The organism is Anoxybacillus sp. ST4, from assembly GCF_019448545.1.
Taxonomy (GTDB): Bacteria; Bacillota; Bacilli; order Bacillales; family Anoxybacillaceae; genus Anoxybacillus; species Anoxybacillus pushchinoensis.
In genome coordinates this window covers 1-292 of record NZ_JAHZOE010000092.1, presented here as the reverse complement: position 1 = coordinate 292, position 292 = coordinate 1, and the positions used below count along the sequence as shown (strand labels likewise).

The following is a 292-nucleotide window of genomic DNA, read 5'->3' as shown; positions in this document are numbered from 1 at the left end:
TCGAGCGGACGATTCAAAAGCTTGCTTTTGAATCGTTAGCGGCGGACGGGTGAGTAACACGTGGGCAACCTGCCCTGTAGACGGGGATAACACCGAGAAATCGGTGCTAATACCGGATAATACGAAATGTCGCATGACGTTTCGTTGAAAGGCGGCGCAAGCTGCCGCTACAGGATGGGCCCGCGGCGCATTAGCTAGTTGGTGAGGTAACGGCTCACCAAGGCGACGATGCGTAGCCGACCTGAGAGGGTGATCGGCCACACTGGGACTGAGACACGGCCCAGACTCCTAC

Annotated in this window: 1 rRNA gene; it reads left to right on the top strand. The window is 57.2% G+C overall.

The features are described 5' to 3' along the window. Positions 1 to 292 (top strand): 16S ribosomal RNA (locus K1I44_RS15140); the annotation flags it as partial.